The sequence below is a fragment of the Salmonella sp. 32031103-2018-00083-FB-01-SM-01 genome, assembly GCF_017571995.1.
GTDB classification, from domain to species: domain Bacteria; phylum Pseudomonadota; class Gammaproteobacteria; order Enterobacterales; family Enterobacteriaceae; genus Salmonella; species Salmonella enterica.
In genome coordinates this window covers 271,956-294,945 of the sequence record NZ_JAGEQL010000005.1, presented here as the reverse complement: position 1 = coordinate 294,945, position 22,990 = coordinate 271,956, and the positions used below count along the sequence as shown (strand labels likewise).

The following is a 22,990-nucleotide window of genomic DNA, read 5'->3' as shown; positions in this document are numbered from 1 at the left end:
ATTAGCCATCGGGTTGCTGTGAAGCCTGGGGCGGTAGCGTGCTTTTTTCTGCTTATTTATCCGGACAATTTCAACCAAAGAGTCGCTTGTGGAAAAGCCATTTCGAAGAATTCTGATTATAAAAATGCGTTTTCATGGAGACATGTTACTTACCACCCCTGTCATCAGTACGCTGAAGCAGAATTATCCCGATGCAAAAATCGATGTGCTTCTTTACCAGAACACCATACCGATATTGTCGGAAAATCCGGAGATTAATGCACTCTACGGCATCAGTAACAAAGGCGCAGGAACAAAAGAGAAGATTAAAAACGCGCTATCGCTAATCAAAAAATTGCGTGCTAACTCGTATGATCTGGTCGTCAATCTCACCGATCAGTGGAGCGTGGCGCTTATTGTGCGTTTTTTAAACGCAAAAATAAAAATCTCGCAGGATTTCGGTAATCGTCAGTCTGCTTTATGGAAAAAGAGCTTTACGCATTTAGTACCTTATGCGGGAGAACATGCTGTTGAGCGCACATTATCCGCGCTAAAGCCGTTAGCGCTAAAACAGTATGTCACGGAAACCACCATGAGCTATCGCCCGGAACATTGGGAAAACATGCGACAACAGCTCAAACAACTTGGTGTGACCCGACAATATGTTGTTATTCAGCCTACGGCACGGCAGTTATTTAAGTGCTGGGATAATGATAAATTCTCGCAGGTTATTGATGCCGTGCAGCGCCGCGGTTATCAAGTTGTACTGACGTCAGGCCCGGCCGCAGACGAGATGGCCTGCGTGGATGCTATTGCACGCGGCTGTGAAACAAAACCGGTTACTGGTCTGGCGGGTAAAACTCGCTTTCCTGAATTGGGCGCGTTGATTGACCATGCGGATCTCTTTATCGGCGTTGATTCGGCCCCTGGTCATATTGCCGCAGCAGTCAAAACGCCGGTCATTTGCCTTTTCGGCGCGACGGATCATGTGTTCTGGCGTCCCTGGACCGACGACATCATTCAGTTTTGGGCAGGCAATTATCAGCCGATGCCTGAACGGCATGAGCTTGATCGTAATAAAAAATACCTTTCCGTGATTCCGGCTGAAGATGTTATCGCCGCGACGGAAAAAATGCTGCCGCATGAGGCACGCACCATAGATTTGGACAGCCTGCTATGAGAGTTGCCTTTTGCTTATATAAATATTTTCCTTTTGGCGGTCTGCAGCGTGATTTTATGCGCATTGCCCAAACCGTGGCGGCGCGAGGTCATCAGGTTCGTGTTTATACTCAGTCATGGGAAGGGGAATGCCCGGATAACTTTGAATTAATCCGCGTGCCGGTTAAATCCCGGACGAACCACGGTCGTAACGCAGAATATTATGCCTGGGTGCAACACCATTTGCGCGACCACCCTGTCGATCGGGTGGTTGGATTCAATAAGATGCCGGGCCTTGATGTGTATTACGCCGCAGACGTGTGTTATGCCGAAAAAGTCGCACAGGAAAAAGGTTTTTTCTATCGCCTGACATCACGCTATCGGCATTATGCTGCTTTTGAACGCGCCACGTTTGAACACGGCAAGCCGACGCAACTATTAATGCTGACGAATAAGCAGATTGCTGACTTCCAAAAACATTATCAGACTGAAGCGGAGCGTTTCCATATTCTTCCTCCGGGGATTTACCCGGACAGAAAATATAGCCAACAGATCCCAAACAGTCGTCAAATTTATCGTCAGAAAAATGGTATCTCAGAACAGCAAAAATTACTGTTGCAAGTAGGGTCTGACTTTACCCGTAAAGGTGTGGATCGCTCTATTGAAGCGCTGGCATCGCTACCCGAATCTTTACGGCAAAATACGGTGCTCTATGTTGTTGGGCAGGATAAGCCGAAGAAGTTTGCAGCGCTGGCTGAAAGAAGCGGCGTCGGCACGAATGTGCATTTTTTCTCCGGACGTAATGATATCGCGGAGTTAATGGCGGCAGCCGACCTTTTACTGCATCCAGCCTATCAGGAAGCTGCTGGTATTGTTTTGCTGGAAGCCATTACTGCTGGTTTGCCGGTGCTGACAACCGCGGTGTGCGGTTATGCACATTATATTGTGGATGCAAACTGTGGCGAAGCGATGACTGAACCATTCCGCCAGGATGCGCTAAATGAGGTTTTACTCAAAGCGCTGACACAGCCTTCCTTACGCAGCGCCTGGGCTGAAAATGCGCGGTATTATGCTGATACCCAGGATTTATACAGCTTACCGGAGAAGGCCGCAGATATTATTACAGGTGATTTAGATGGTTGAGCTGAAAGCGCCGTTAACCACACTATGGCGCGGTAAAGATGCTTTTGAGGAAGTGAAAACGTTACAGGGCGAAGTGTTCAGAGAGCTGGAGACGCGTCGAACATTGCGGTTTGAGCTGGACGGCAAAAGCTACTTCCTGAAGTGGCATAAAGGCACTTCGCTGAAAGAAATTGTGAAGAACCTGATTTCGTTACGTATGCCTGTTCTGGGCGCTGACAGAGAATGGCACGCCATTCATCGTCTACATGAGCTGGGCGTTGATACGATGCACGGCGTTGGTTTTGGTGAAAAAGGCGTAAATCCGTTAACCAGAACATCATTTATTATCACCGAAGATTTAACGCCCACGATTAGCCTTGAAGACTACTGTGCTGACTGGGCTGTTAATCCACCGGACGCGCAGGTGAAGTGGATGATTATTAAGCGTGTTGCGACTATGGTACGTAAAATGCACGCCGGGGGAATTAACCATCGTGACTGTTATATTTGCCACTTTCTTCTGCATTTACCTTTCACAGGTCGTGAAGAGGATTTAAAAATCTCCGTAATCGACCTGCATCGCGCGCAGATACGCCAGCACGTTCCCCTTCGCTGGCGTGACAAGGATTTAATTGGGCTTTATTTTTCTTCAATGAATATTGGCCTGACTCAGCGAGATATATTCCGGTTTATGCGTGAGTATTTCTCTCTCCCCCTGCGAGAGATTTTGCAAAAAGAATCGGGGTTGATTCATCAGGCGGATGTTAAAGCCGCTCGAATTAAAGAAAGAACAATAAGAAAAAATCTGTAATTATAATAATTATGCACTCAGTGAGTAATTTATGAGTGAGACAAGGATAGACAGAATGTCTGACATTAAAAGTTATATTTCAAACCAAAAAAACATAATTCAACATGATGATTTTTTTGGAAGAAGACTGGACATTGCTCTTTGCTTTGATCATGGTTTTATAATGCCAGCAGGTGTGGCAATATATTCCATTATCGAAAATAATAAAGATATTGACATGCATTTTCATTTATTGATATCGGGTGTGTCGGAGTATGATTTATTACCTTTTCTTGAATTGAAACAACCCAATGTATCAATTACAGCATATCATATTAACAATAATTTCGATATTAATCCGGAAACATTAATTCTGGGTATTCCATTATCTACATGTCTTCGTTTTTTAATTCCGGATGTTGTTAATAAAGGAATTTCAAAAATTTTATATTTGGATTGCGATATTATTTGTCATGGTTCATTATCTGAGTTAATTGATATTAATCTTGAAGGGGAAATCGCAGGAGTGATCTTAGACTCTCCGGATATGCAAAAAAGAGTAAAACAATTAGATTATGGGGTGGATTTTAATGGGTATTTCAATGCAGGCGTGATGTTAATTAATAACGATGAGTGGAGAAAAAATAACGTAACTCAAGAATCTTTGTCTATGATTAATAGTGGTAAGATTTTTAGATATGCCGATCAGGATGTTTTAAATATTTTACTCAATGGAAAGGTGAAGTATCTCCAAAGAAAATTTAACAATAAAACGACATTGTCGGTTAATTTTGATGCTGAAGCTAAAAATATAGATAATACTATTATTATGCATTATGTGACTCCAAATAAACCATGGTATAAGATATTTAAAGCAAGATATTTTGATCGATACTTTAATGCATCCCCATGGAAAAATAACAGGAGGTTTTTTGCACCATCCCCAAGTGAAATACGCCTTAAAGCAAAAAGAGAAATCTCAGGTAAAAATTACTCTATAGGAGTATATCACTATTTTTGCTATTTAATATCTAAAGTCTTTAGATTAAGGTTTTAACTCTGGGGTATATATGAAAATAGCATTTATAGGCGAAGCGGTATCTGGTTTTGGAGGGATGGAAACCGTTATTAGCAACGTTATCCATACGTTTGAAAATAGCTCTCCGAAAATCAACTGTGAAATGTTTTTCTTTTGTCGTAATGACAAAATGGATAAAGCATGGCTAAAAGAGATTAAATATGCGCAATCATTCTCAAATATAAAATTAAGTTTTCTTCGTCGAGCTAAGCATGTTTATAATTTTAGTCAGTGGCTGAAAGAAACGTCACCGGATATTGTGATATGTATTGATGTCATCTCATGTCTTTATGCCAATAAAGCACGAAAGAAAAGTGGTAAACAGTTTACTATTTTCTCGTGGCCGCATTTTTCGCTCGACCATAAAAAACATGCAGAATGTATAACGTACGCAGATTATCATCTGGCCATCAGTAGTGGTATTAAAGAACAGATGATGGCACGGGGTATCTCAGCGCAAAATATTAGCGTCGTTTATAATCCTGTCTCTATTAAAACAATCATTGTGCCGTCGCCTGAGCGCGATAAACCCGCTGTATTTCTCTATGTAGGGCGTCTTAAATTTGAAGGACAGAAAAGAGTTAAAGATTTATTTGATGGCTTAGCTCGTACGACAGGGGAATGGCAGCTACATATTATTGGTGATGGCTCAGATTTTGAAAAGTGCCAGGCCTATAGTCGGGAGCTTGGTATTGAGCAGCGTGTGATCTGGTATGGTTGGCAAAGCGAGCCGTGGCAAGTCGTACAGCAAAAAATAAAAAATGTCACCGCGTTACTACTTACCTCTGCATTTGAGGGATTTCCTATGACCCTGCTGGAAGCAATGTCATATGGAATTCCGTGTATTAGTTCTGATTGTATGTCTGGTCCGCGCGATATGATTAAACCCGGCTTGAATGGTGAGCTTTACACCCCGGGGGCTATAGATGATTTTGTAGGACACCTTAATCGCGTTATTTCTGGTGAAGTAAAATATCAGCATGATATTATTCCCGGCACGATTGAGAGATTTTATGATGTGCTATATTTTAAAAATTTTAATAATGCAATATTCTCGAAATTACAAAAGTGATCACTATGAGCAGAAAATATTTTGAAGAAGAAGTCATTCAACAGACTTTAGATTATAACTATGCACAACATAGTGATGCTGATAAATTTAATATAGCTTATGGGATTGATAAAAACTTTCTTTTTGGCTGTGGTGTCTCTATTGCATCGGTTCTCCTCGCTAACCCAGAGAAGGCGTCAGCTTTCCATGTTTTTACCGATTTCTTTGACTCTGAAGACCAGCAGCGATTTGAGGCATTAGCAAAACAGTACGCTACGCAGATTGTTGTTTACCTAATCGACTGTGAGCGCTTAAAATCGCTACCCAGTACCAAAAACTGGACCTATGCAACATACTTTAGATTCATTATCGCCGATTATTTTTCAGATAAAACAGATAGAGTACTTTATCTGGATGCAGATATTGCATGTAAGGGGAGTATTCAGGAGCTTATTGATCTTAACTTCGCTGAAAATGAGATTGCGGCTGTCGTTGCTGAAGGCGAGTTGGAATGGTGGACTAAGCGCTCGGTTAGCTTGGCAACGCCTGGGCTGGTTTCTGGCTATTTTAATGCCGGTTTTATTTTAATTAACATACCTCTTTGGACCGCAGAAAATATCTCTAAGAAAGCGATTGAAATGCTAAAAGATCCGGAGGTAGTACAGCGCATAACGCACCTTGATCAGGATGTATTAAATATATTGTTAGTGAATAAAGCACGTTTTGTTGATAAAAAATTTAATACACAATTTAGTCTTAACTATGAATTAAAAGATTCAGTTATTAATCCAATTGATGCTGAGACTGTATTTGTTCATTATATCGGACCAACGAAGCCCTGGCATAGTTGGGGGGCTTATCCTGTGTCACAATATTTTTTACAGGCTAAGAGCAACTCACCATGGTCTCATTGTGCACTTTTAAATCCAGTCACTAGTCATCAGTTACGTTATGCGGCAAAGCATATGTTTAATCAGAAGCATTATACTTCGGGTATAAATTATTATATAGCCTACTTTAAACGTAAACTTCTTGAATAAAACCCATAGGTGATGTAATGGATTCATTTCCTGAGATAGAAATAGCTGAATATAAAGTTTTTGATGAAAGTAATAATAATAATGATGATAACGTATTAAACATTTCTTATGGTGTTGATGAAAACTATCTTGATGGTGTGGGGGTATCAATTGCTTCAGTTGTATTAAATAATAATATCCCGCTCGCTTTCCATATTATTTGTGATTCATACTCCCCGTGTTTTGTAAAATATATAGAGCGTTTAGCCGTACAGCATCACATAAAAATTTCTCTTTATCTTATTAAAGTAGAAAGCCTTGAGGTATTGCCTCAAACTAAAGTATGGTCGAGAGCAATGTATTTTCGTTTATTTGCTTTCGATTATCTCAGCAAGAAGGTAAACACATTACTTTATTTGGATGCCGATGTTGTATGCAAAGGATCTTTGCAAGATCTTTTACAGCTTGATCTGACAGAGAAGATCGCTGCGGTCGTAAAAGATGTTGATTCCATCCAGAATAAGGTAAATGAGAGATTAAGAGCATTTAATTTACAAGGTGGTTATTTTAACTCCGGCGTGGTTTTTGTTAACCTGAAATTATGGAAAGAGAATGCCTTAACTGAAAAGGCATTTTTACTTCTGGCAGGTAAAGAGGCTGACTCTTTTAAATATCCCGATCAGGATGTTTTGAATATTCTCCTACAGGATAAAGTCATTTTTCTTCCGCGACCGTATAATACCATTTATACTATCAAAAGTGAGTTGAAAGATAAGTCACATAAAAAATATAGCAATATAATTAATGATAATACTATTTTAATTCATTATACGGGCGCTACAAAACCATGGCATGCCTGGGCAAATTATCCGTCAGTTATCTATTATAAAAATGCACGGTTGAATTCGCCCTGGAAAGATTCTCCTGCAAAAGATGCGCGTACCATAGTTGAATTTAAGAAGCGATATAAACATCTTCTCGTGCAGGGGCATTATTTTAAAGGCCTTCTGGCTGGAAGCGCATATCTTTATCGTAAACTTTTCCACAAATAATTCCCCTGCCTAAATCTCCATTATGATTATTGAAAAAAAGATTAAAAACTATACTGTCTTTGTCAAAAAAGACGGTGAAAAATACATTGAGATATTTAAAGATTTTCTATCTTATAATCATCAGGTTATTAAAGTCTTCCGTAATATAGAAGATACAAAAGTTGTATTGATTAATACAGACTACGGAAAATATATTCTCAAAGTATTTAGTCCAAAAGTAAAAAATACTGAACGCTTTTTCAAATCGTTAGTAAAAGGGGATTACTACGAAAAGCTTTTTCATCAGACAGATCGTGTGCGGCGTGAAGGGTTTGCGGCGCTTAATGATTTTTACCTGCTGGCGGAAATTAAAACATTACGCTATGTAAAAACATACGTGATGATAATTGAGTATATTGAAGGTATTGAACTTGTTGATATGCCAGAAATTTCTGACGAGGTGAGAGGGAAAATCAAACAGTCGATATATTCTCTGCATCAGCATGGTATGGTTTCGGGCGATCCCCATAAAGGTAACTTTATCCTGCAAGGCAATGAGATCAGAATTATCGATTTGTCCGGAAAAAGACCTTCCAGACAGCGAAAAGCAAAGGATCGTATTGATTTAGAAAGACATTATGGTATCAAAAATAATGTGAGAGATATCGGATTTTACTTATTGATTTATAAGAAAAAACTTCGAAATTTCCTTCGTCGTATTAAGGGTAAGGAAAAGCGCTGATCAATGTAGCACGTTTGGTTTAATTTAAGGGGCTGACTGACTTTTATTTGCTGCAGCGTTATGACATACTTGAGAGAATTTGAGATGTAATATTAGTTATTGAATATAACATTTATTTATAGGTTGCATGATAAACATACGAGTTTTTTATGGGCAGCGTTAACTTCATAACTCACGCCGATGTTCTGCAACTTATTGCGAAAAGAACGGCTGAAGATTGTATTATTTTTCTTTCTGGTCCTACGTCCAGAAAGACGCCGCTGTCCTTGTTACGAATGAAAGATGTCATTGCAGTCAATGGTTCTGTTCAATATTTGCTAAACAATAACGTCAAGCCATTTTTGTACCTTCTGACGGATGTTCGCTTCCTCCATCGTCGGCGCGAAGATTTTTATAACTTTAGCCGTAACAGTCAGTTTACTATCGTCAATCTTGATGTGTACGAACAGGCTTCAGTGGATGATCAAAAATATATTGAAGAAAACTGTTTAATTATTCGCTCCTTTTATCGCCGAGAAAAAGGGGGCTTTTTAAAGAAAATTAAATTTAATATCCTCAAGCGAGTTCATAAAGCATTACTTATTTCAGTTCCTCTTTCGAAAAGAGGACGACTGGCTGGATTTTGCAAGGATATCAGCATCGGCTATTGCTCTTGCCATACTATTGCTTATACCGCTATTCAGGTTGCCTATTCCCTCAAGTATAGCCGTATTATATGTTCTGGGCTTGACTTAACAGGCAGTTGCCCGCGTTTCTATGACGAATCTACCAGCCCTATGCCATCTGAGCTTAGTAAAGACCTGTTTAAAATACTGCCATTTTTTACTTTTATGAGAAAAAATGTGAGTGATTTAAATATCTTTAATTTATCAGATGATACTGCAATTCATTACGATATTATTCCATATATTACAGCCTCGGAACTTGAGGATGAAATATATTACGATAAAATTGTCTAGACACTAGATAAATCATTATTTTGCGTTGCTTTGGCACGCATTTCTTTTTCTATAACATTTCTTTTTCTATAAAGTTAACTATTCTGGATTATAGCTATTATGATTAAAAAAATCATATTTACTGTTACTCCTATATTTTCAATTCCTCCTCGTGGTGCGGCTGCGGTAGAAACCTGGATTTACCAGGTTGCAAAACGACTATCAATACCGAGTGCTATTGCTTGTATAAAGAATGCTGGCTATCCTGAATATAATAAAATAAACGATAACTGTGATATTCATTACATTGGGTTTAGTAAAGTTTATAAGCGTCTTTTTCAGAAATGGACTCGTCTCGACCCACTACCCTATTCCCAGCGCGTCCTTAATATTAGAGATAAAGTGACTACCCAGGAAGATAGCGTCATTGTTATTCATAATAGTATGAAACTGTATCGGCAGATCAGAGAGCGCAATCCGAATGCAAAACTGGTTATGCACATGCATAACGCATTTGAACCAGAACTTCCTGATAACGATGCAAAAATTATCGTGCCAAGTCAGTTTCTTAAAGCGTTTTATGAAGAAAGATTGCCCGCCGCTGCTGTTAGTATTGTGCCTAATGGTTTTTGTGCTGAGACTTATAAAAGAAACCCACAAGATAATCTTCGTCAGCAATTAAATATTGCGGAAGATGCCACCGTTCTCTTATATGCCGGGAGAATTTCGCCCGATAAAGGCATCCTGTTGCTTTTGCAGGCGTTCAAAAAATTACGTACCTTAAGAAGTAATATTAAACTTGTCGTTGTTGGCGACCCTTATGCAAGCCGCAAGGGTGAAAAAGCAGAGTATCAAAAGAAAGTACTGGACGCCGCAAAAGAGATTGGAACGGATTGTATTATGGCTGGGGGGCAATCTCCCGACCAGATGCATAACTTCTATCATATAGCCGATCTGGTTATTGTGCCATCTCAGGTTGAAGAAGCATTTTGCATGGTGGCTGTAGAAGCGATGGCAGCAGGAAAAGCGGTTCTTGCCAGCAAAAAAGGGGGAATTAGCGAATTTGTGTTAGATGGCATAACGGGCTATCACCTCGCAGAGCCTATGTCGAGCGACAGTATAATTAATGATATTAACCGTGCGCTTGCTGATAAGGAACGCCACCAGATTGCCGAAAAAGCAAAATCCCTGGTGTTTTCAAAATACAGTTGGGAAAATGTAGCGCAGCGTTTCGAGGAACAAATGAAAAGCTGGTTTGATAAGTGATTGAGTCCTGATGATGGAAAACGCGCTGATACCGTAATAAGTATCAGCGCGTTTTTTTATCTATTTCTTAGCGCCAGCAGAAAACCAGTAATGATACCAATTTGAGCAATATCGACCTGTTCAAAATTACCACGAACGATATAAAAACCAATGAAAGATAAAAATAGCAAAAGATGAGCATTGTAGGGGCTTATCTCTACTTTCCTGAAGGTAGAGCTGGCTGTTTCCCTGATGATAGCGCCGTATAAATAGACCAGGCTCGCCAGACCCAATATGCCAGCACTAAACCAGATGTACAGGATGGTATTATGCGGACCGATGGATTCTTTAAAGGTCCACGTTGGATAATCGACAACGCGTTTATTATAAACACTATCATACACATCATTACCATAGCCGTAGCCCTTGATCGGGTTTTCCTGAATCAGTATCCACGCGGTACCCTGGGTTCCATTAGTATAACGATATGAGCTATCTGTCTGCTGTAATTTATACAGTAGTCGTTCCTGATCCGGTTTATGGCTTTGCTGAGTGATAACTAAAACGCCAGCAATAACCAGGATAGCAGCGCCAATTCCCATTAGTTTCCACTGACGGTTCAAAATCGCCCATAAAACGCCCACCACTAAAACTGCCAGCCATGCTCCCCGCGACAAGGTGCCTAACATTAAGAATAAGTAGACGGCGCTCAGCGCAAAGAAAGCGAGTTTGAGCGATGTTTTTCTGAATAGCCAGATATTCAACAATGCCGGGAACAGAAATACCATTGAATCAGATATATGTCGATGGTCATAGTTTGTAAATGGCATCACCCCCCTGGAATAGTCCTGAATATAAAAGACAATTTCAACCAGTGAACGTAATCCTAAACTTGTTAAAAAGGAGAAAAGTACTATTTTCGCAACCGTTTCTTTTGTTTCATCTTTTAATAGTACGGGAATTAATAAAGTATATAATAAGAAACCCTCCAGTACCGTATTTTCAAATTCCTTGAAACTTTCTTTCATATCTGGCGATATGAGTATGGAATAAACAAGGATTAATGATAATACTGCTACGCTATAAAATACGCTATTTTTGAAAAGAGGAGAAAAACTTTTCGGTGAGCGCGAGACCTGATAAATCGCGGTGATAACCATAAGTATGATTATCAAATGTTTATAACGCGTAATACCATCCAGAAAATACGTGGCAACAAAAAGAAAAACTAGCGCTTTATTCCAGATCGGCTTCCATTTCTCTTTATTTAACGTTAATGATGTGGTTAGCATCTTTTCTCCACAATAGGTTTGGGATGAGACAGAGTCTCTTTAATGAATCTTTCCAAATACGCTTGTGGCATCTAAATTCGCCAGGTTCTGTTCTGGTGAGCAGCATGCCATTTGGTTCTTCCCATAACCTCCAATTAACCCAGGGTCCGTTGGGCCATAGAGCGTAATATTCGGTCTGTCGAGCGCGGCGGTGAGATGGCTCAGGCCGGTATCAACCGATACGACAAATTTTGCGCCAGCCAGCACTCTGGCGACCTCCTCCAGGCTCATCCGCGGTAACACATCCACATAGTCAAAGCCTTCGGCCAGTCGTTTAGCCCGGGCCTCCTCATGAGGCGCGCCCCAGGGAAGTTTTATCCGTAATCCGGTGTTGCCCACCAGGCCGATAAGCTCGCGCCAGTTTGCTTCCGGCCAGTGTTTATCATCGCGGGTCGTGGCATGTAAAAACACCGCATACGGATCGCTAACCGCCTGCTGGCAATGCAGGAAATGTTTTGCGATGGCATAATCGCCCTGCGATTGCGGTTTATCGTATCCCAGGCTTTTGGCGAACAGCTCGCGCGTCCGTTCAACCGCATGTTGTTGCTTTGCGATATGGTGTTTACGGTTATAGAACAGGCTGGCCAGCGGTTCGCGGGCGGTACTCCAGTCCATACCGTGCTTTATCCCATGCGCCAGACGCGTCACCAGCGCCGCGCTTTTTACCAGCCCCTGCGCATCAATCACAGCGTCGTATTGGTTTGCGCATACCGCCCGACGAAAGGCTGTGCGTTCCGCTTTGATGGGCGCGGAAAACCAGGCCTTGCGCCAACGGCGAATAGCGACGGGAATCACGCGATCGACAGCACTGTGCCAGGACGGAATTTGCGCAAACCCTTCTTCGACAACCCAATCAAATTGAATCCCTGGAATCGCCTGTTGCGCGTCGGTAAGCGCAGGCAGGGTATGCAATACGTCGCCCATCGATGATGTTTTAACGATCAAAACCCGCATTAAACACCCTCTTCCGACAACAGCGAATGAAGCTCTTCCAGAACCCGCTGCGGCGTGATATCTATCAGGCTCTGGTGATAGCCTTGCGCCGTATCGCCTTTACGCACTTTGTGATAACCCGTAATAAGACGAATCACCCGGGCCTTATGAGACAGCGGCGGCGTGAAATCCGGGCTACTTGGGCCATACAAGGCGACCAGCGGGCGGTCGAGCGCCGCCGCGACGTGCATTAGCCCGGAATCGTTGGTGACGATGGCTTTACAGGCGGCTATCAGAATGACGGCCTGTTCCAGCTGGGTTTCCCCCGCCAGGTTGCGACACCATGCCTGCTGCTCGCTATTCAGCGCCGCCAGGATCTCATTTCCGGCTTCATGGTCTTTTGCCGAGCCAAACAGTACGACCTGATACCCTTCGTTAATGAGCTGTTTTGCCAGTTCGGCGTAGTGATAGTGCGGCCAACGTTTTGCCGGGCCAAATTCCGCGCCGGGGCAAAAGCCAATCAGAGGACGTTCAGAAGATAGCGAAAAATCGCTGCACATCAGCGACTTTTCACCCTCGCTAACCTGGAGCTGCGGCCAGAGTAGCGGCTGCGGTAGATCTTTCGCCGTGCGCATCACGCCCTTGTCATAGGCCAGCGCCACGTAGCGCTCCACCATCAGCGGCCAGGCGTCTTTATCAAGGACGCGCGCATCGTTCAGCAGGCCATAGCGCATTTCGCCGCGCCAGCCGGTACGGTGCGGGATATTGGCAAAGAAAGGAATCAGCGCCGATTTAAACGAATTTGGCAGCACCCAGGCGCGATCGTAGCGCTTCTCACGCAGGCTATGGCCCAATCTACGGCGCTCGCCGATTTCCAGCGCGCCGTGGCCCAGCGGCATGGGTATCGCCTCGTTAACTTCCGGCATACGCGATAACAACGGACGGCACCAGGCTGGCGCCATCACGTCGATTATCGCCTGGGGATAGCGCGCTTTAAGCGTGCGATAGAGACTTTGCGACATCATCATGTCGCCCACCCAGGACGGGCCAATGACCAAAATTTTCATACTTACGCGTCGCGGTTCAGCCAGGCCATATACTCCGTGACGCCTTCGGCGACGGTCTTAAAGGGTTTGTCGTAGCCCGCGTTGCGCAGATTGGTTAAATCCGCCTGCGTAAACGCCTGATAGCGACCTTTCAGCTTATCCGGGAACGGAATGTATTCAATGCTACCTTTTTTATGGTATGCCAGCGTCGCGTCGGCGACGGCCTGGAAAGATTCCGCACGGCCTGTGCCCAGGTTAAAGATGCCGGACTTGCCGCTTTCCAGGAACCACAGGTTAACGGCGGCCACATCGCCCACGTAAACGAAGTCGCGCTTGAAGTTTTCGCTGCCTTCAAACAGTTTCGGGCTTTCGCCGTTGTTTAACTGTGTATTCAGATGAAATGCCACGCTTGCCATGCTGCCTTTATGGCCTTCACGTGGTCCATAGACGTTGAAATAGCGGAAACCGACAATCTGCGAGTTCGCTTCTGGCAGGATCTGGCGCACATATTCATCAAACAGAAATTTAGAATAGCCGTAAACGTTAAGCGGTTTTTCGTATTCGCGCGATTCGATGAAGTCAGACGTGCGACCGCCGTAGGTGGCGGCAGAAGAGGCGTAAAGGAACGGGATTTCGCGCTCAAGACAATAGTGCAGCAGCTCTTTGGAGTATTGATAGTTGTTATCCATCATATACTTGCCGTCCCACTCGGTGGTGGAAGAGCAGGCGCCTTCATGGAAAATAGCTTCGATATCGCCGAGCTCTTCTCCGGACATAATCTGGATCAGGAAATCTTCCTTATCCATATAGTCAGCAATGTTCAGATCCACCAGGTTTACAAACTTGGTGCCGTCTTTCAGGTTATCCACCACCAGAATATCGGTGATACCTTTATCATTCAGGGCTTTAACGATATTGCTGCCGATAAAGCCCGCGCCGCCGGTAACGATGATCATAACTGTAACCTTTGAATTATGGTGTCAGAGACTGTCTCAGACATGAATGCTCTTATCATAACACTATTCATCCATTCACTGATAACCCGTGAGGATACGCGTGATTTATGCTGCATTTTAAAGAAGTGATGACGCGTCATCTCGTATCAACGTATCGCTTTGGGTAATATGTGCTGAAATTTGCCCAGTCTGGAGAATCGCAATGCGTGGGGATTTTTACAAACAGTTAACCAACGATCTGGAAACCGCCCGGGCGGAAGGATTGTTTAAAGAAGAGCGCATTATTACGTCTGCGCAGCAGGCGGATATCACCGTGGCGGATGGAAGCCACGTTATTAACTTTTGCGCCAATAACTATCTCGGGCTGGCGAATCACCCTGAGCTGATTAATGCCGCAAAAGCGGGTATGGACAGCCACGGTTTCGGTATGGCGTCCGTGCGTTTTATCTGCGGCACCCAGGATAGCCACAAAGCGCTGGAGCAAAAGCTGGCAAGCTTCCTCGGCATGGAAGATGCGATTCTGTATTCCTCCTGTTTCGACGCTAACGGCGGCTTGTTTGAGACGTTGCTGGGCGCGGAAGACGCCATTATCTCCGACGCGCTGAACCACGCGTCTATCATTGACGGCGTGCGTTTGTGTAAAGCGAAGCGTTATCGCTATGCCAACAACGATATGGCTGAGCTGGAAGCGCGGCTGAAAGAGGCGCGTGAGGCCGGCGCGCGTCATGTCCTGATCGCCACCGACGGGGTGTTCTCAATGGATGGCGTCATCGCCAATCTGAAAGGCGTCTGTGATCTGGCCGATAAATACGATGCGCTGGTGATGGTTGATGATTCTCACGCGGTAGGCTTTGTCGGCGAAAACGGTCGTGGTTCCCATGAATACTGCGACGTAATGGGCCGCGTAGATATTATTACCGGTACGCTGGGCAAAGCGTTAGGCGGCGCATCCGGCGGCTATACCGCGGCGCGTAAAGAGGTCGTTGAGTGGTTGCGTCAGCGTTCCCGCCCATATCTGTTCTCCAACTCCCTGGCGCCGGCGATCGTGGCGGCTTCTATTAAAGTGTTAGAGATGGTGGAAGCGGGCGCAGAACTGCGCGATCGCTTGTGGGCGAACGCCCGGCAGTTCCGTGAGCAGATGTCTGCCGCGGGATTTACGCTGGCAGGCGCGGATCACGCCATCATCCCGGTAATGCTGGGAGATGCGGTTGTCGCGCAGAAATTTGCCCGCGAACTGCAAAAAGAGGGCATTTACGTTACCGGTTTCTTCTATCCGGTCGTACCAAAAGGTCAGGCGCGTATTCGTACCCAGATGTCTGCGGCGCATACGCCTGAGCAAATTACGCGTGCGGTAGACGCGTTCACGCGTATTGGTAAACAACTGGGCGTGATTGCCTGAGGATGTAAGATGAAAGCGTTATCCAAACTGAAAGCGGAAGAGGGCATCTGGATGACCGACGTTCCGGAACCGGAAGTCGGCCATAACGATTTGCTGATTAAAATCCGTAAAACAGCCATCTGCGGCACTGACGTTCACATCTATAACTGGGATGACTGGTCGCAAAAAACCATCCCGGTTCCGATGGTCGTGGGGCATGAATATGTCGGCGAAGTGGTCGGCATCGGTCAGGAAGTGAAAGGCTTTAAAATCGGCGATCGCGTCTCCGGCGAAGGTCACATCACCTGTGGTCATTGTCGCAACTGCCGTGGCGGTCGTACTCACCTGTGCCGCAACACCACCGGCGTAGGCGTTAATCGTCCCGGCTGCTTCGCGGAATACCTGGTCATCCCGGCATTCAATGCGTTTAAAATCCCGGATAACATTTCTGATGATTTAGCCTCTATTTTCGACCCGTTTGGTAATGCGGTGCATACGGCGCTGTCTTTCGATCTGGTCGGCGAAGATGTACTGGTATCGGGGGCGGGGCCAATCGGCGTAATGGCCGCCGCGGTGGCGAAACATGTTGGCGCGCGTCATGTGGTGATTACTGACGTCAATGAATACCGTCTGGAGCTGGCGCGCAAAATGGGCGTCACCCGCGCGGTCAACGTCGCGAAAGAGAGCCTGAACGACGTCATGGCGGAGCTGGGAATGACCGAAGGATTCGATGTGGGTCTGGAGATGTCCGGCGCGCCGCCGGCGTTTCGTACCATGCTGGACACCATGAATCACGGCGGTCGTATTGCGATGTTGGGGATTCCGCCATCAGATATGTCTATCGACTGGACAAAAGTTATCTTTAAGGGCTTGTTCATTAAAGGTATTTATGGTCGTGAGATGTTCGAAACGTGGTACAAAATGGCGGCGCTGATCCAGTCCGGTCTGGATCTGTCACCGATTATCACCCATCGTTTCTCTATTGATGATTTCCAGAAAGGTTTTGACGCCATGCGTTCAGGCCAGTCAGGAAAAGTTATTCTGAGCTGGGATTAATATGTATAGAGACCCGATAATTTTATCGGGTCTGATATACGTTTCATCGTAAAAGGTTGGTGTCATTCACCAACCTTTTTTGTTAGGGAAAATCTGGAAAGCCGTAAAGAATTGTCATAGACATCAAGCATTCGTAATTGCGCTTTACTCTTATTTTACTCGCTAACGTCACGCTCTACTCTGATTTTTGTGCTTGCTTTTTACTGTAAAAATTAATTATGGCGGCTTAATAGTTTCTTAATAGAGCCACAGTATAAAGGCAGGGTAAATTAAGGTTTTTCTGGTAATCGTTATGAAAAATAGTAAAACCAAAGTGAGTATCATTGTCCCGTTATATAATGCGGGAGCGGATTTTAATGCTTGCATGGCGTCATTAATCGCGCAAACGTGGTCGGCGCTGGAAATTATTATTGTGAATGATGGATCGACTGATCATTCCGTTGAGATAGCAAAACATTACGCGGAACATTACCCGCATGTTCGACTGCTTCATCAGGCCAATGCTGGCGCATCTGTCGCCCGTAATCTTGGCCTGCAAGCGGCGACCGGCGATTACGTCGCCTTTGTCGATGCGGATGACCTGGTCTACCCGAAGATGTATGAAACGCTGATGACCATGGCGCTTAACGATGATCTGGACGTTGCGCAGTGTAATGCGGACTGGTGCGTCCGAAAAACCGGGCACGCCTGGCAATCTATTCCGACCGATCGTCTGCGTTCCACCGGGGTATTAAGCGGACCGGATTGGTTGCGTATGGCGCTGGCCTCGCGGCGCTGGACGCATGTTGTCTGGATGGGCGTGTATCGACGTGCGTTAATTACCGATAACAATATTACTTTCGTTCCCGGACTACATCATCAGGACATATTATGGTCGACGGAAGTTATGTTTAATGCCACGCGCGTACGTTATACCGAACAATCATTATATAAATATTTCCTGCATGATAATTCGGTAAGCCGTTTGCAAAGACAAGGCAATAAAAATCTTAATTATCAGCGGCATTATATTAAAATTACGCGATTATTAGAAAAGCTCAATCGTGATTATGCCCACCGTATTCCGATTTACCCGGAATTTCGCCAGCAAATTACCTGGGAAGCGTTACGCGTTTGTCATGCGGTGCGTAAAGAACCTGATATTTTGACCCGCCAGCGTATGATTGCCGAAATTTTTACTTCTGGCATGTATAGACGGATGATGGCTAACGTCCGCAGCGCGAAAGCGGCTTATCAGACGCTGCTCTGGTCTTTCCGGCTGTGGCAATGGCGCGACAAAACCTTGTCGCACCGTCGTATGGCCCGTAAGGCGCTCAATCTGTCTTAGCGCTCACGTTTTTAGGCGCGGCGATTTTCCCCCAGCCTTGCCACTGGTGCTGAAACCAGACAACCACGGAACTTTGCGTAATGCTCTCGCCGATGACGCTGAAAAAGCGCGTAGCGTAGACCGGTTGCAGCGGTTTTTTCGGCTTGCACATCTTCACGCCGCGAAAGGGATTGCGCGGCGCGTCAATTTTCTGCGGCGTCAAACCAGGTCGGGACGTATCTACCTGCGGTTCGTTGAGCAGGCTGCCTGGACGTACCAGGGTGATATCCGCCGGCAGGCGATAAACCATCTGTTGCAGCACGCGAACCGTTGCGGGATGCGGATGACCAATCGCGATAGCGGAACCGTTGCGACGGGCCAGTTCGATAGCGCGATTAAACTGACGGCGGATATCCGCCTCGTTTTGCGTATCGTCGAGGAACACTTTGCGCTTGATCACTTTCACACCCGTACCGGATGCCGCGCGCATCGCCTGGCTATTGCCAATCGTCATGCTGTCGAGAAAATAGAGGTTGTAATGTTCCAGCGCCTGCATCACTTTTTGCATACCGAACAGGCTGGAAGTCATTGCGCTGCCCATGTGGTTATTAAGCCCGACGGCATACGGCACGTTGTTTACCGCCTCGCGGATAATGCGCTCGATCTCATCGCTGCTCATATCTGGTCGCAGCGTATTCTTCTCCAGCGGCTGTTTGCTTAGCGGCGCCATCGGCAGATGGATTAACACCTCATGCCCGCTATTGTGCGCTTTAGTTGCCATTTCGCGCGCGTGCGGCGCGTTGGGCAGCACGGCGACGGAGATGTTTGGCGGCAGCGCCAGAACCTGGTTTTCCGTGTGCGGGCGATAGCCAAAATCATCAATCACGATGGCGAGCTTGCCAGCGAAAACGGGATGTGCAAACGCCAGCAAAGTGGCCAGCGTGAGAATGGAGCGACGAAACTGAGGCAAAACTTATCTTCCCAACCACGGCTGTGGATTGACGGCCTGACCCTGGCGACGAATTTCGAAATAAAGCGAGGGTCTGCCCTGACCGCCGCTACTGCCCACAAGGGCGATAGGTTGTCCGGCGCGCACCTGCGCGCCTACGCTGACCAGCGCGCTCTGGTTATAGCCGTAAAGGCTCATATCGCCTTTACCATGCTCCACGACCACCACCAGGCCATAGCCTTGCAGCCAGTCCGCCAGAATCACCCTGCCGTCGGCGATGGCTTTGACCTCGGTGCCTTCCGACGCGCCGATCACCATCCCCTTCCAACGTAGCTCACCTTGCAGCCGTTCGCCATAGCGATGCAATATCGGGCCGCGTACCGGCCAGTATGCCTGACCGCGAGGCGCGCCCAGACCGCCGGTGCGGGACATTAGCGAACGCTCGCTTTCCGTCGGCTTATAGGTGCTGCCTTTACGCGAGGCTTCCTGCTGCTTATCGCGTACCGCCTGCGCTTCGCGGGCTTCACGCTCCGCTCGCGCTTTGGCCGCCGCTTCTGCCCGCGCGATACTGTTGCGTAGGCGTGATTCGTTGGCGCGTAGTTCGCTTAACTGTTGCTGGCCTTGCTGAATAGACGACTCCAGTCCGGCAAGCGTTTTCTTACGTTCATTACGCGCCTGCTCCAGCTTCGCCTGCTGGGCGCGTTGTTCATACAGCAACGTTTGTTGTTGGCTTTGCTTCTCTTCCAGCTCGGCTTTTTGCGTGGCGACCTGTTCGCGAGTCTGTTTCAGTTCGGCGATAGTCTCCTGGCGCGCCTGGTTCAGATAGCCGAAGTAGGCCTGCAGGCGTTGCCCACGCTGGCTTTCTTCTCCGCTAAGAATAAGCTGAATGCCGGTGTGTTCGCCCTGGCGGAAAGCGGCGTCCAACTGCGCGGCGAGATTACGCTCCTGGCTGGCTTTTTGCTGCTCCAGTTTGGCAATTGAGGCGTTCATCTCATCAATTTGCGCGTTTAACTGATCCAGAGTGCTTTGCGTTTCGCGCAGCTTACGCGCTGCGGCCGAGATGGCCTCTTCCTGGGCTTTCAGTTGTGCCAGGAGGCTGGCGCGCTGTTGCTGCTGCTGGCGTACGTCGCGTTCTTTCGCGGCGATATCGGCCTGAATAGATTTGAGTTGATCACGGTCATCCGCGTGGGCGGAAAAGGCGCACAACAATACGCCAGCGCTAAGTACGCTGGCGTAGAACAAAGGCCTGACTGAAAACGTTCTTGGTTTCACGGCCTGTTGAATGGTGTTAATCGCCTTTCCCCTCATGGGGAGGGATTATTCCACGATGAACAGCGGCTTACCAGTCATCTCTTGCGGGATTTCCATCCCCATCAGCGACAGCATGGTAGGCGCAATGTCTGAAAGTTTGCCGCCTTCAACCGCCTTCACGTTTTTCTCGCCGACATAAATCAGCGGCACCGGCAGGTTGGTGTGGGCGGTATGCGCCTGACCGGTCGCCGGATCGCGCATCTGCTCCGCGTTGCCGTGGTCCGCGGTAATCAACAGTTGTCCACCAACGGACTCAACCGCTTTTGTTACCTGGTCAATGCAGTTATCCAACGCTTCCACCGCTTTGATGGCGGCTTCCATCACGCCGGTATGACCGACCATATCGCCGTTTGGATAGTTACAAATGATGGTGTCGTACTTACCGCTTTCGATCGCCGCGACCAATTTTTCAGTCAATTCTGCAGAGCTCATTTCCGGTTGCAGGTCATAAGTGGCCACTTTCGGGGAGTTGATCAGAATGCGCTCTTCGCCAGCAAACGGTTCTTCTACGCCGCCGTTAAAGAAAAAGGTTACGTGCGCATATTTTTCCGTTTCGGAAATACGCAGCTGAGTTTTGTCGTTTTTCGCCATCCATTCGCCAAAGGTATTCGCCAGCGACGCTGGTGGGTAGGCAACGGCAGTTTTGATGTCGGCGGCGTATTCGGTCAGCATTACGAAGTTCAGATTAACCACTTTCTTACGCGCAAAGCCGTCGAAATCAGCGTTAACGAAAGCGCGGGTAATTTCGCGCGCGCGGTCAGCGCGGAAGTTCATGAAAATCAGCGTATCGCCGTCTTCCATCGCCGCATCAGCCTGGCCCTCGGCGTGGATAACGGTCGCTTTGACAAACTCATCGTTTTCATCACGAGCGTAAGCGGCCTGCAGGCCAGCCACAGCGGTATCCGCCTGGAATTCGCCCTGGGCCAGGGTCATCAGATCATACGCTTTTTCCACGCGATCCCAACGGTTGTCGCGGTCCATAGCGTAGTAACGACCGACGATAGACGCCACGCGGCCTTTGCCCAGCGCGGCGAATTTGTCTTCGAATTTTTTCAGCGAGGCTTCAGCGCTGCGCGGCGGCGTGTCGCGACCGTCGAGGAAGGCGTGCAGATAGATTTTTTCTGCGCCGCGCTCTGCGGCCAGTTCCACCATCGCCATAATGTGATCTTCGTGGCTGTGGACGCCGCCCGCGGACAGCAGACCCATAATATGAACCGCTTTACCGGCGTTTTTCGCCTGGTCTACCGCATTGGTCAGGACTGAGTTAGCAAAGAAAGTACGTTCTTTAATTTCAACGTCCAGACGCGTCAGATCCTGATAAACGATGCGGCCTGCGCCCAGGTTAACGTGGCCCACTTCGGAGTTGCCCATCTGGCGGTCAGGCAGACCCACTTCCAGACCGGATGCGTCGATCAGGGTATGCGGACGTTTTGCCCACAGAGCATCCATCACTGGGGTTTTGGCGTTTAAGATAGCGTTATCCTGCTGTTCTTCACGGTAGCCGTAGCCATCCAGAATCACCAGTACCATAGGTTTTTTAGAAACCGACATTGCGACAACCTCATACTCAATAGACAAAATAATTGCGTAATTTTACTACAGCTGAATCGATAAAATAGCCTCAGAAGATCAAAGAAAGGGATCGCGCTGGCGTGAGAAGGCAAGTAATAGCGTGATTTTTTTTCGTAGCGCCCCGCAAAAATGCATTCCAGTGCACGCTCTGGCTGTATTTGCGCCACTGCGCAGGTATACTCCTTTCCTGGTTTTTTAATCACTACGTCGGGAGTTGTTACCCCCCATGCAAGAAATTATGCAATTTGTTGGCCGTCATCCCATACTGAGTATCGCCTGGATTGCGTTACTGGTGGCGGTTTTATTTACCACGTTCAAAGGTCTGACTTCAAAAGTTAAGGTGATTACACGCGGCGAAGCCACGCGCCTTATCAACAAAGAGGACGCCGTTGTTGTGGATTTACGTCAACGTGATGATTTCCGTAAAGGCCATATCGCTGGCGCGACCAATTTGCTGCCGAGCGAAATCAAAGCCAACAATGTTGGCGAACTGGAAAAGCACAAAGACAAGCCGATTATCGTGGTCGACGGTTCTGGTATGCAGTGCCAGGAATCCGCTAACGCGCTGACAAAAGCCGGCTTTGAAAAGGTCTTTGTGTTGAAAGAAGGCGTAGCAGGCTGGAGCGGCGAGAATCTGCCTCTGGTGCGCGGTAAGTGATTACCCGTCGTTTTCATGACGTAAGGGGAATGACTTGCCCTTGCGTCGACATGAAATCCATCGGGTAAAAAACAGGAGCGAAGTCATGGCCAATATTGAAATCTACACCAAAGCAACCTGCCCGTTTTGCCATCGTGCAAAGGCGCTGTTAAACAGCAAGGGCGTGAGTTTCCAGGAAATTGCGATTGACGGCGACGCCGTGAAGCGTGAAGAGATGATCAAACGTAGTGGCCGAACGACGGTTCCGCAAATTTTTATTGATGCACAGCACATTGGCGGTTGTGACGACTTGTATGCGCTGGATGCGCGTGGTGGACTGGATCCGCTGTTGCGTTAAGGCG

The 22,990-nt window shown here is 46.6% G+C and carries 22 protein-coding genes; 15 read left to right on the top strand and 7 right to left on the bottom strand.

Going from position 1 to position 22,990, the window contains the following annotated elements; genetic code table 11:
* The first annotated feature begins 88 nt into the window (after positions 1–88).
* From rfaQ to J4614_RS16290, 10 genes are all read left to right on the top strand, one after another.
* Entirely contained in the window at positions 89–1,159 is a 1,071-nt protein-coding gene (gene rfaQ / locus J4614_RS16335; RefSeq protein WP_001526672.1) for a lipopolysaccharide core heptosyltransferase RfaQ, read from the top strand.
* Positions 1,156–2,280, top strand: a complete 1,125-nt coding sequence (locus J4614_RS16330; RefSeq protein ID WP_001261579.1) for a glycosyltransferase family 4 protein — start codon at positions 1,156–1,158, stop codon at positions 2,278–2,280. The genes rfaQ and J4614_RS16330 overlap by 4 nt, the downstream gene beginning before the upstream one ends.
* Positions 2,273–3,070: a lipopolysaccharide core heptose(I) kinase RfaP gene (gene rfaP, locus J4614_RS16325; protein WP_000229825.1), complete on the top strand. Its 798-nt coding sequence runs from the start codon at positions 2,273–2,275 to the stop codon at positions 3,068–3,070. The genes J4614_RS16330 and rfaP overlap by 8 nt, the downstream gene beginning before the upstream one ends.
* 55 nt (positions 3,071–3,125) lie before the next feature.
* The gene (locus J4614_RS16320) at positions 3,126–4,106 is read left to right on the top strand and encodes a glycosyltransferase family 8 protein (RefSeq protein WP_208293245.1); all 981 of its coding nucleotides are present in this window, start codon (positions 3,126–3,128) and stop codon (positions 4,104–4,106) included.
* 13 nt (positions 4,107–4,119) lie between these two features.
* Complete coding sequence (waaB, locus tag J4614_RS16315) at positions 4,120–5,199, top strand: lipopolysaccharide 1,6-galactosyltransferase (protein ID WP_000683988.1); 1,080 nt, start codon at positions 4,120–4,122, stop codon at positions 5,197–5,199.
* Positions 5,200–5,204: 5 nt separating this feature from the next.
* Positions 5,205–6,218, top strand: a complete 1,014-nt coding sequence (gene waaO / locus J4614_RS16310; protein ID WP_208293244.1) for a lipopolysaccharide 3-alpha-galactosyltransferase — start codon at positions 5,205–5,207, stop codon at positions 6,216–6,218.
* 17 nt (positions 6,219–6,235) lie between these two features.
* A complete protein-coding gene (gene rfaJ / locus J4614_RS16305; protein ID WP_061377048.1) occupies positions 6,236–7,249 on the top strand; it encodes a lipopolysaccharide 1,2-glucosyltransferase RfaJ in 1,014 nt (337 codons plus the stop codon).
* Positions 7,250–7,271: 22 nt separating this feature from the next.
* Positions 7,272–7,970 (top strand): lipopolysaccharide core heptose(II) kinase RfaY, encoded by a 699-nt coding sequence (rfaY, locus tag J4614_RS16300; protein ID WP_000582809.1) that lies wholly within the window; start codon positions 7,272–7,274, stop codon positions 7,968–7,970.
* A 149-nt stretch (positions 7,971–8,119) separates the two neighbouring features.
* Positions 8,120–8,929 carry a 3-deoxy-D-manno-oct-2-ulosonate III transferase WaaZ gene (waaZ, locus tag J4614_RS16295; protein WP_000536020.1) on the top strand — a complete coding sequence of 270 codons (810 nt, stop codon included), beginning with the start codon at positions 8,120–8,122 and terminating at the stop codon, positions 8,927–8,929.
* A gap of 99 nt (positions 8,930–9,028) precedes the next feature.
* A complete protein-coding gene (locus J4614_RS16290; protein WP_000591827.1) occupies positions 9,029–10,174 on the top strand; it encodes a lipopolysaccharide N-acetylglucosaminyltransferase in 1,146 nt (381 codons plus the stop codon).
* A 56-nt stretch (positions 10,175–10,230) separates the two neighbouring features.
* Here the strand turns inward: J4614_RS16290 and rfaL are convergent, their stop codons facing one another.
* The 4 genes from rfaL to rfaD are packed head-to-tail and all read right to left on the bottom strand — an operon-like array spanning position 10,231 to position 14,419.
* The gene (rfaL, locus tag J4614_RS16285) at positions 10,231–11,445 is read right to left on the bottom strand and encodes an O-antigen ligase RfaL (protein WP_000958472.1); all 1,215 of its coding nucleotides are present in this window, start codon (positions 11,443–11,445) and stop codon (positions 10,231–10,233) included.
* A 39-nt stretch (positions 11,446–11,484) separates the two neighbouring features.
* On the bottom strand, positions 11,485–12,438 hold the full coding sequence (gene rfaC, locus J4614_RS16280; RefSeq protein ID WP_001264622.1) for a lipopolysaccharide heptosyltransferase RfaC: 954 nt from the start codon (positions 12,436–12,438) through the stop codon (positions 11,485–11,487).
* On the bottom strand, positions 12,438–13,484 hold the full coding sequence (gene rfaF, locus J4614_RS16275; protein WP_000699196.1) for an ADP-heptose--LPS heptosyltransferase RfaF: 1,047 nt from the start codon (positions 13,482–13,484) through the stop codon (positions 12,438–12,440). The genes rfaC and rfaF overlap by 1 nt, the downstream gene beginning before the upstream one ends.
* Positions 13,485–13,486: 2 nt before the next feature.
* The gene (rfaD, locus tag J4614_RS16270; protein ID WP_000587771.1) at positions 13,487–14,419 is read right to left on the bottom strand and encodes an ADP-glyceromanno-heptose 6-epimerase; all 933 of its coding nucleotides are present in this window, start codon (positions 14,417–14,419) and stop codon (positions 13,487–13,489) included.
* Positions 14,420–14,621: 202 nt separating this feature from the next.
* Here rfaD and kbl point away from each other — a divergent pair, with 202 nt between their 5' ends.
* The 3 genes from kbl to J4614_RS16255 all read left to right on the top strand — a co-directional run bounded on the left by kbl (position 14,622) and on the right by J4614_RS16255 (position 18,180).
* Complete coding sequence (kbl, locus tag J4614_RS16265; RefSeq protein ID WP_001213790.1) at positions 14,622–15,818, top strand: glycine C-acetyltransferase; 1,197 nt, start codon at positions 14,622–14,624, stop codon at positions 15,816–15,818.
* A gap of 9 nt (positions 15,819–15,827) precedes the next feature.
* Positions 15,828–16,853, top strand: a complete 1,026-nt coding sequence (tdh, locus tag J4614_RS16260; protein ID WP_000645990.1) for an L-threonine 3-dehydrogenase — start codon at positions 15,828–15,830, stop codon at positions 16,851–16,853.
* A gap of 292 nt (positions 16,854–17,145) precedes the next feature.
* Positions 17,146–18,180, top strand: a complete 1,035-nt coding sequence (locus tag J4614_RS16255; RefSeq protein ID WP_000798199.1) for a glycosyltransferase — start codon at positions 17,146–17,148, stop codon at positions 18,178–18,180.
* Here J4614_RS16255 and J4614_RS16250 read toward each other — a convergent pair.
* From J4614_RS16250 to gpmM, 3 genes are read right to left on the bottom strand one after another with little or no spacing between them, the layout of a single operon-like run.
* Entirely contained in the window at positions 18,167–19,129 is a 963-nt protein-coding gene (locus J4614_RS16250; RefSeq protein ID WP_058214774.1) for a divergent polysaccharide deacetylase family protein, read from the bottom strand. The genes J4614_RS16255 and J4614_RS16250 overlap by 14 nt on opposite strands.
* Positions 19,130–19,132: 3 nt before the next feature.
* A complete protein-coding gene (gene envC / locus J4614_RS16245; protein ID WP_058814511.1) occupies positions 19,133–20,392 on the bottom strand; it encodes a murein hydrolase activator EnvC in 1,260 nt (419 codons plus the stop codon).
* Positions 20,393–20,425: 33 nt separating this feature from the next.
* Entirely contained in the window at positions 20,426–21,970 is a 1,545-nt protein-coding gene (gene gpmM, locus J4614_RS16240; protein ID WP_000116587.1) for a 2,3-bisphosphoglycerate-independent phosphoglycerate mutase, read from the bottom strand.
* A gap of 247 nt (positions 21,971–22,217) precedes the next feature.
* Between gpmM and J4614_RS16235 the strand changes: the two genes are divergently transcribed.
* Positions 22,218–22,649 carry a rhodanese-like domain-containing protein gene (locus J4614_RS16235; protein WP_001156179.1) on the top strand — a complete coding sequence of 144 codons (432 nt, stop codon included), beginning with the start codon at positions 22,218–22,220 and terminating at the stop codon, positions 22,647–22,649.
* 85 nt (positions 22,650–22,734) lie between these two features.
* A complete protein-coding gene (gene grxC, locus J4614_RS16230) occupies positions 22,735–22,986 on the top strand; it encodes a glutaredoxin 3 (RefSeq protein ID WP_001273795.1) in 252 nt (83 codons plus the stop codon).
* Positions 22,987–22,990 lie beyond the last annotated feature (4 nt).

Bases quoted from the DNA above. Each gene is read 5' to 3' on its own strand.
- J4614_RS16330 (WP_001261579.1), top strand. From the start codon at position 1,156: ATGAGAGTTGCCTTTTGCTTATATAAATATTTTCCTTTTGGCGGTCTG.
- rfaP (WP_000229825.1), top strand. From the start codon at position 2,273: ATGGTTGAGCTGAAAGCGCCGTTAACCACACTATGGCGCGGTAAAGAT.
- J4614_RS16320 (WP_208293245.1), top strand. From the start codon at position 3,126: ATGTCTGACATTAAAAGTTATATTTCAAACCAAAAAAACATAATTCAA.
- waaB (WP_000683988.1), top strand. From the start codon at position 4,120: ATGAAAATAGCATTTATAGGCGAAGCGGTATCTGGTTTTGGAGGGATG.
- waaO (WP_208293244.1), top strand. From the start codon at position 5,205: ATGAGCAGAAAATATTTTGAAGAAGAAGTCATTCAACAGACTTTAGAT.
- rfaJ (WP_061377048.1), top strand. From the start codon at position 6,236: ATGGATTCATTTCCTGAGATAGAAATAGCTGAATATAAAGTTTTTGAT.
- rfaY (WP_000582809.1), top strand. From the start codon at position 7,272: ATGATTATTGAAAAAAAGATTAAAAACTATACTGTCTTTGTCAAAAAA.
- waaZ (WP_000536020.1), top strand. From the start codon at position 8,120: ATGGGCAGCGTTAACTTCATAACTCACGCCGATGTTCTGCAACTTATT.
- J4614_RS16290 (WP_000591827.1), top strand. From the start codon at position 9,029: ATGATTAAAAAAATCATATTTACTGTTACTCCTATATTTTCAATTCCT.
- rfaL (WP_000958472.1), bottom strand. From the start codon at position 11,445: ATGCTAACCACATCATTAACGTTAAATAAAGAGAAATGGAAGCCGATC.
- rfaC (WP_001264622.1), bottom strand. From the start codon at position 12,438: ATGCGGGTTTTGATCGTTAAAACATCATCGATGGGCGACGTATTGCAT.
- rfaF (WP_000699196.1), bottom strand. From the start codon at position 13,484: ATGAAAATTTTGGTCATTGGCCCGTCCTGGGTGGGCGACATGATGATG.
- rfaD (WP_000587771.1), bottom strand. From the start codon at position 14,419: ATGATCATCGTTACCGGCGGCGCGGGCTTTATCGGCAGCAATATCGTT.
- kbl (WP_001213790.1), top strand. From the start codon at position 14,622: ATGCGTGGGGATTTTTACAAACAGTTAACCAACGATCTGGAAACCGCC.
- tdh (WP_000645990.1), top strand. From the start codon at position 15,828: ATGAAAGCGTTATCCAAACTGAAAGCGGAAGAGGGCATCTGGATGACC.
- J4614_RS16255 (WP_000798199.1), top strand. From the start codon at position 17,146: ATGAAAAATAGTAAAACCAAAGTGAGTATCATTGTCCCGTTATATAAT.
- gpmM (WP_000116587.1), bottom strand. From the start codon at position 21,970: ATGTCGGTTTCTAAAAAACCTATGGTACTGGTGATTCTGGATGGCTAC.
- J4614_RS16235 (WP_001156179.1), top strand. From the start codon at position 22,218: ATGCAAGAAATTATGCAATTTGTTGGCCGTCATCCCATACTGAGTATC.
- grxC (WP_001273795.1), top strand. From the start codon at position 22,735: ATGGCCAATATTGAAATCTACACCAAAGCAACCTGCCCGTTTTGCCAT.